At 61.0% G+C, this 6,379-nt stretch carries 7 protein-coding genes, 1 tRNA gene and 1 pseudogene; 2 read left to right on the top strand and 7 right to left on the bottom strand.

Annotation, left to right across the window (positions count from 1 at the left end):
* The coding region (locus tag HMPREF2724_RS02075; RefSeq protein ID WP_141748311.1) for an ABC transporter ATP-binding protein at positions 1–462 on the bottom strand (462 nt) is incomplete at its 3' end.
* A gap of 28 nt (positions 463–490) precedes the next feature.
* A complete protein-coding gene (locus tag HMPREF2724_RS02070) occupies positions 491–1,342 on the bottom strand; it encodes a galactan export ABC transporter permease subunit Wzm/RfbD (RefSeq protein ID WP_061920156.1) in 852 nt (283 codons plus the stop codon).
* 240 nt (positions 1,343–1,582) lie between these two features.
* Here HMPREF2724_RS02070 and HMPREF2724_RS02065 point away from each other — a divergent pair, with 240 nt between their 5' ends.
* A complete protein-coding gene (locus HMPREF2724_RS02065) occupies positions 1,583–2,839 on the top strand; it encodes an aminotransferase class V-fold PLP-dependent enzyme (RefSeq protein ID WP_070455678.1) in 1,257 nt (418 codons plus the stop codon).
* A gap of 24 nt (positions 2,840–2,863) precedes the next feature.
* Here HMPREF2724_RS02065 and HMPREF2724_RS02060 read toward each other — a convergent pair whose 3' ends face one another.
* Entirely contained in the window at positions 2,864–3,823 is a 960-nt protein-coding gene (locus tag HMPREF2724_RS02060) for an NAD(P)H-quinone oxidoreductase (protein ID WP_070586913.1), read from the bottom strand.
* A gap of 82 nt (positions 3,824–3,905) precedes the next feature.
* Between HMPREF2724_RS02060 and HMPREF2724_RS02055 the strand changes: the two genes are divergently transcribed.
* A tRNA-Ser gene (locus HMPREF2724_RS02055) sits at positions 3,906–3,990 on the top strand.
* A gap of 202 nt (positions 3,991–4,192) precedes the next feature.
* Here the strand turns inward: HMPREF2724_RS02055 and HMPREF2724_RS02050 are convergent.
* The 4 genes and pseudogenes from HMPREF2724_RS02050 to HMPREF2724_RS02035 form a co-directional block, all read right to left on the bottom strand.
* Positions 4,193–5,197 carry a ThiF family adenylyltransferase gene (locus HMPREF2724_RS02050; RefSeq protein ID WP_062036270.1) on the bottom strand — a complete coding sequence of 335 codons (1,005 nt, stop codon included), beginning with the start codon at positions 5,195–5,197 and terminating at the stop codon, positions 4,193–4,195.
* Positions 5,194–5,640 (bottom strand): molybdopterin synthase catalytic subunit, encoded by a 447-nt coding sequence (locus HMPREF2724_RS02045; protein WP_070586911.1) that lies wholly within the window; start codon positions 5,638–5,640, stop codon positions 5,194–5,196. The genes HMPREF2724_RS02050 and HMPREF2724_RS02045 overlap by 4 nt, the downstream gene beginning before the upstream one ends.
* Complete coding sequence (locus HMPREF2724_RS02040) at positions 5,630–6,100, bottom strand: MogA/MoaB family molybdenum cofactor biosynthesis protein (RefSeq protein ID WP_070586909.1); 471 nt, start codon at positions 6,098–6,100, stop codon at positions 5,630–5,632. The genes HMPREF2724_RS02045 and HMPREF2724_RS02040 overlap by 11 nt, the downstream gene beginning before the upstream one ends.
* Positions 6,100–6,379 (bottom strand): annotated as a pseudogene (locus tag HMPREF2724_RS02035) (molybdopterin molybdenumtransferase MoeA); the annotation flags it as partial. The pseudogene HMPREF2724_RS02035 and the gene HMPREF2724_RS02040, both read right to left, overlap by 1 nt.

Below are 6,379 nucleotides of genomic sequence, written 5' to 3'. Positions count from 1 at the left end.
GGAGTAGGTGCGCAGCGGCATGGCGAGGTAGTCACCCAGTTCAGAGAACTCGGCGATCTCATCCATCTTGTTTTTCATCTGCTTGATGGTCTGGCCCAAGAATAGGCCGCGGATGATGATGTTGTCGTAGCCGGAGACCTCTGGGTCCATGCCCACGCCCAAGTCGAAGACGGGGGCGACGCGGCCGCGAACGTCGGCAGTGCCGCGCGTGGGCTCGTAGATGCCAGAAAGCAGACGCAGCAGCGTGGACTTGCCGGCGCCGTTGTGGCCCACGAGACCTACGCGGTCACCTTCGCGGAGGTGAAGGTTGATGTCTTTGAGGGCCTCAACCACGACGGTTTTGTCGGAGTTTTGGCCAATCGCACCGCCGGCTGAGGAAAGTACAGCCTTCTTTAAGGAGCGGGACTTGGCATCAAAGATGGGAAAGTCCACGCAAGCGTTATAAGTATCGATAGAAACCATTGTTTAAGATCCTTTCGTGCAGCTTGCGCTACACCCAGTAGCTCACGCGGAAACGCCATTGGCGCATGGCCAGGCCGGCGACGAGGAGGCCCACGACGGTACACGCGATGACGATAAGCCAGTGGTAGCCCGCGACGGGCTCACCGATCATGGGGGCACGCACGATCTCCATGTAGTGATACAGCGGGTTGATCTCTGCGATGCGAGCGCGGTTGCCCACGGCACCGCCTTGCTCCTTCAAAGTGTTGGTCATCCAGACAATCGGCGTGACGTAGAACAGCAGCTGCGTGAGTGCCTCGAGCAGTGGCGCAATGTCGCGATAGCGGGTTGCCACGATGCCGAAGAACATTGCTACCCACACGCCGTTGACCAGTAGGAGGCCAAGTGCCGGGATGAAGAGGAAGAACTCCCAACCCAGGTGACGCGGGAAGATAAGGATGAGCAGCAACCAGATGATGAGGTTGTGGCCCAAGAATAGCGTTTGGCGCCACACTAGGCGATAGACGTGCACCGATAGGGGAGCCGGGAGCTGTTTGATGAGGCCCTCGTTGTCAATGAAGACGGTGGAGCCTTCCTTGATTGCGCCCGAGATGAAGTTCCACATGATAAGGCCCACGGTGACGTGAGGTAGGAACTCCGCGACTGGAATCTGGAAGAGCATGGAGTACAAAAGGCCCAGTGCTGCTGCCATCACACCGGTGGCGATGGTGATCCAGAAAGGTCCTAGAACCGAGCGGCGGTAGCGTTGCTTGATGTCCTGAATGCCCAGCATGAACCACAATTCACGCTGTTTGGCGCCTTGGATAAGATCGGCAAAAGCCGCCTTCATGGTCATGGACTGGGAGGCCGGTACCGCGCTTTCCTCCGGGGTGGAGGTCATGCGGGCGATGTCGGCGCGCAGTTGGTTGTTATCTTGCACGTCAAAACACCCTAGCGCGCGTGCTGGACAAACGGGTATCTACACGCCGTCTGTACTGGGGGAATGGCTGTAACCTGCAAAAATTCCTTTTTAGGAAACCGTACCCAAACCCGTATAGAGTAGGGAGTCGACTGCCCCACAGCGGCCCCTACAAACGTTGCGTTTGGGTACCAATGAAAGGCGTAGAGGAAGGTTTTATACATGCCATTAGGCTTGCCAGCACGGTATGACGTCGCCAGTGTGCGAGGTCTTTACACTGGCCTATCGGACGGGTGGACCTACCTCAACGCGAATGCTGCGCCGCAGATCTCTGAACGAGTAGCGGCCGGCGTAGCTCGCTCGTTCCGTATGTCCCCAGCAGTAGCCCCGCAGGAAGATGCCACGGGAGCGCATTCCGCGAATAGCGCGCCGGGCCGGTTGGAGGGCTCTGCGCATTACGACGCCGCGCGCATGGCGATTGCGGATCTCGTGGGCTCGAAGGCCAGCCGCGTGGTCTTAGGCCCTTCGCTGCCAGCTTTGTACCAGACCTTGGCGCGCAGCCTGCGCCCGATGTTGCGTCATAATTCTTCGGTGGTTCTGTCCAAGTTGGATCCGCCGGCGCTGTACTCCGCGTTGTCGGAGCTTGATGCGGAAGTGCGTTGGGCACAGCCGGATCTGGGCACGGGTGAGCTGCCGGCTTTCCAGTACGCTGAGCTTGTCGACGGCTCGACGCGCCTGGTCTCCTTCTCCGCAGCGCATGAGCTTTTGGGCACAGTAACACCCACGGCTGAGATCATTGAGAAAATTCGTTCGCGCTCGCGCGCGTGGACGCTTGTCGACGTCTCCGCGCTCGCGCCTTATCGCCCCCTGGGCTTTGATGAACTCGGCGCGGACATCATCGGCATTGATATCGGAATGCTCGGCGGCCCGCAGTTAGCGGCCCTGGTATTCCGTGATGAAGCGATGTTCCGCCGCGTCGATGCGCATAGCCCGGTGAAGGCTTCTAATTCTGCGGAAAAACTAGAGACCCCAGTATCTACCGGCCTGGCCGGTGGCGTTGGCCCTCTAGTTGATCACTTAGCAGCGTTGGCTGGCGGTGAGGCTGGTTCGCGCCGCGTGCGCGTGCATAAGTCGATGGAGGCGCTGAATGAGTACTTGGGCGATCTGACCAATGACATGTACGCCTACTTGGAGACCTTGCCGGCCGTCCACATCTTGGGCGTGACGGGTGAGGCTGCCGCCGGCGCTTCAAAGGATCGCCTGCCGCGGCTTACCTTCGCGGTGCAGAACGTACCGGCAGAGACGGTGCACCGCCGCCTCATCGATAACGGCCTGGTCACGACGTTGGCGCTGCGCACTCCGCTTCTTACGGAGATGGGCGCCGACGAAATCGGCGGCGCCGTTACCGTGGCCTTGGGCCCGTTCAACACCCGCCACGATATTGAACACCTCACGCGCGTGGTGGCGTCTTTGGCCTAAGCCAGTAGCTTAGACCCAAGACGTTTAAGACACCGTCAGCACCAACTTGCCGGTGACGGCGCCGGAGTTTAGTGCTTCGTGCGCAGCGGCGGCCTCGGCCAGCGGGTAAGTGCCGTGGAGATGGTGCTTTACCGTGCCATCTTCCAGCCATAGCCACACGTTGGCGACGGTGTCTGCCACGATTGCGGCTTTGTCCTCAATGCTGCGGGAGCGCAGCGTCGTGCCCTGCAAGGTGAGGCGCTTTGCTAGGACGATGCCCATGTTGAGCTCTTCCTTCGTGCCGCCTTGCAAGCCGATGGTGACCATGTGGCCGTCGGTAGCCAGCGCCTTCAGGTTCTGTTTGAGGTACTTCGCGCCGATGATGTCCAAGATGACGTCGCATTGGTTCTTCAACTCTTCTGCGAAGTCTTGTTCCTTGTAATTAATAAGGATGTCTGCGCCATAGTGCTTGCAGGTCTCCAGCTTCTCCGCGGAGCCGGCCGTCACCGCAACAGTAGCGCCCAGCGCCTTGGCCACCTGGATGGCGAACAAGCCGATGCCGCCCGCACCACCATGAATGAGAATGGTTTGCCCAGCGTGCAGGTTCGCTTCCATGGCGAGGTTGGACCATACGGTGCAGGCCACCTCGATGACTGAGGCGGTATCGGTAAGCGAAAAGCCCTTCGGAATGGGCAGCAGCTGGCCCGCTGGTACCGCGACATATTCGGCGTAACCACCGCCGGCAAGCAGCGCGCCAACCTGGGTGCCTTCTTTCCACTCGGTGCCATTTGCATCCACGATTTCACCGGCCACCTCTAGGCCGATGGTCTCGGAAGCACCTGCTGGTGGCGGATAGTGTCCGCGCGCTTGCAAGAGGTCAGCGCGGTTCACACCCGCAGCATGGACCTTTACTAGAACTTCTCCGGGGTGGAGCAGCGGCTTTTCGACGACGCCTAGCTCCAGCGCTCCGGGATCTTTAGGGTCGGTCTGCACGATAGCTTTCATGCCCACCCAGCTTAACGAAAACTCCGAGGCCGAATATGATCTGCATCGCTAGGTTTAGTAGGCTTAGTGGGTCGCAAGACAAGGAGACGTGGCAGAGCGGCCGAATGCACTGGTCTTGAAAACCAGCGTGGGTCAAACCACCGCGGGTTCAAATCCCGCCGTCTCCGCCGTGTGAAGTCTCGAGACATCGTTCCTTTGGATGGTGTCTCGAGATTTTTGTTTCCTTCAAACGCCCTTCGCATTGCCAGGCGTGGTTTCATGTACCGATATATGTAAATAGCGGCCAGAAACCTGGTGATTCAGGCACGCTAAATACACGCAGAGGTACACACGCCGTGGACTGTCTTCAGTTTCCTTAATATGGGGCGCCTACGCGGTATTCTGCTCCAGCCATGCGTTGATGCCGCCGCGCAGGGAGTAGACCTGCGTGTAGCCGCGCTCGCGTAGTGCGGCTACGGCTTGGGCGGAGCGGATGCCGCCGGCGCAGTGGATGACGGCGGGTTCGTCGTGGCCGAGCCGGGGATTCTCACCCGCCAGGATGCGGTCCAGGAGGAAGTGCTCGGAGCCGGGGATGGAATGCTCCGCGCGTTCTTCCTCGGTGCGCACATCGATGATGCGGTAGCCGGAGGGGATGGTGCGTATTTCGGGGGCGTCGGCAGGCTGCGTGGGCGTTGCGCCGCTGGCAACCACCGGAATGTACTCCCAGGTGCAGGTCAGCGCATCGAAGTAACCAATCTTCCCAGTAAGCAGCGTGCCCATACCCGTGAGGTACTTAAGGGCCTCCAACGCCATGGCGGAGCCCACCGTGCCCACCACGGGGCCCAGCACGCCGGCTTGGGAGCACGAAGGCACCGAGCCAGGGGCAGGTGCCGTGGGAAAGACGTCCTCGTAGACCGGACCGTGCCCAGACCAGAAGACGGAAAGCTGCGCATCGAATCCTAAAATCGACGCCCACACGTGCGGAATACCCAGCTCGTGGCACGCCCAAGAGCACAGGTAGCGGGCTTCAAAATTATCGGTGCCGTCTAAGAGGACGTCGGCTTCAGCCAAGTGCGCAAGCGCCGTGGCGGAGCTTAGGCGCGGGTACTGCAGTACCTGTACCTCCGGGTTGAGCTGATGGATCGTCTCCGCGGCCGACGCTGTCTTCGGCCCACCAATATCGTCCATGCCGTGGATGACTTGGCGTTGCAGATTGGATAGGGAGACCACGTCGTCGTCGAAAAGCAGGATGCGCCCCACACCTGCGCCCGCGAGGTAAAGCAGGGCAGGCGAGCCAAGCCCGCCGGCACCGATGACCGCCACCGTTGCATTAGTTAGCTTGGCCTGGCCCTCTGTACCCCACAGGGCCTCCTGGCGTGCGTAGCGATTACTCATTCCAAGCCCACCCAGTTGCTAAAACCATCCGCGTAACGCTGCTCTTTCCAAATCGGCCCCTCCGCCTTCACGCGGTCGGCGCACTCTTCCGCAGCCGCGAAAGCATCCCCGCGGTGGGCCGCGGCAGCGATCACCACGAATGCTGCCTCGCCCACGCGCAGATCACCGGTGCAGTGTGCGCACCACAGGCGGGTATTCGGATGCGCGGCGATGACTTCTTGCGCCACGCGGGAGATCTCGGATTCGGCAGTGGGGTGCGCGGTATAGCGCAAAAGCTCCACGCCGCCGCGCCCGCCATCATGGTTGCGCACGATGCCGTCGAAGGTGACCACGGCACCCATCGCCGGGGTGGAAATATCAGGCTTTTCAATGGGCGAGCTCGTCATCATCGCCCCGATTACCTTTCCGGTATCGGCGCTAACAAAGGCGGGATCAGTGCTCATGCCTTCCTTCCAATTGATCGACGATGTGCGGTAGCAAAGGCTCCAAAACCTTACAACCATCCTTCACCCCGCCCGTGGAACCGGGCAGCGCCATGGCGAAGGTGTGTGCGTTGACGCCGGCGACGGTACGCGAGAGCGCGGCAGTGGGCACGCTTGCCGACGCCGCGTAAAAAGCATGCGCTATCCCCGGCAGCTCCCGTGCCAGATGCGAGGAGACGGCCTCCACCGTGGCGTCGTCAGGCGAAATGCCCGTGCCTCCGGAAGTTAAAATGACGCTGGGCTGGGCGGCGAAGACCTTATCGAGGGCCTCGGCGATTTCGGCATCGGGTACCACGAGCGCATCCGGAGTATCAAAGCCCACCCGCCGCAGAAAACCCACCGCGATGGGCCCGGAACGATCTTCGTAGATGCCCGCTGCCGCGCGGGTGGAGGCAACCACTACTACTGCACGTCGCGCCATTAGAACGGGATAACCTCAACGACATCGCCCGGCTGCAGATGTGCGCCGGCCGGGATGCGGATGAGGGCGTTGGCGCTCATAGCCTGCGAAATCAGGTGCGAACCAGTGCCGGCGAAGAGCTCGGCCGTGGCGATGCCGTTTTCATAGTCGATGATGCCGCGACGGAACTGGCCGCGGCCTTCCAAGCCGGTGACTGGAACGGTGACTTGCGCGGTGTGTGCGGCCCTGGCGCGACCCAGTGTGGGGCCTACGTAGATGCGGAAGCTGACCAGCGTGGAG

Origin of the sequence: Corynebacterium sp. HMSC071F07 (assembly GCF_001810285.1) — a bacterium.
Taxonomy (GTDB): Bacteria; Actinomycetota; Actinomycetes; order Mycobacteriales; family Mycobacteriaceae; genus Corynebacterium; species Corynebacterium simulans.
The sequence above is the reverse complement of the archived record's forward strand: the minus strand, read 5'-3'. Positions and strand labels throughout refer to the sequence as shown.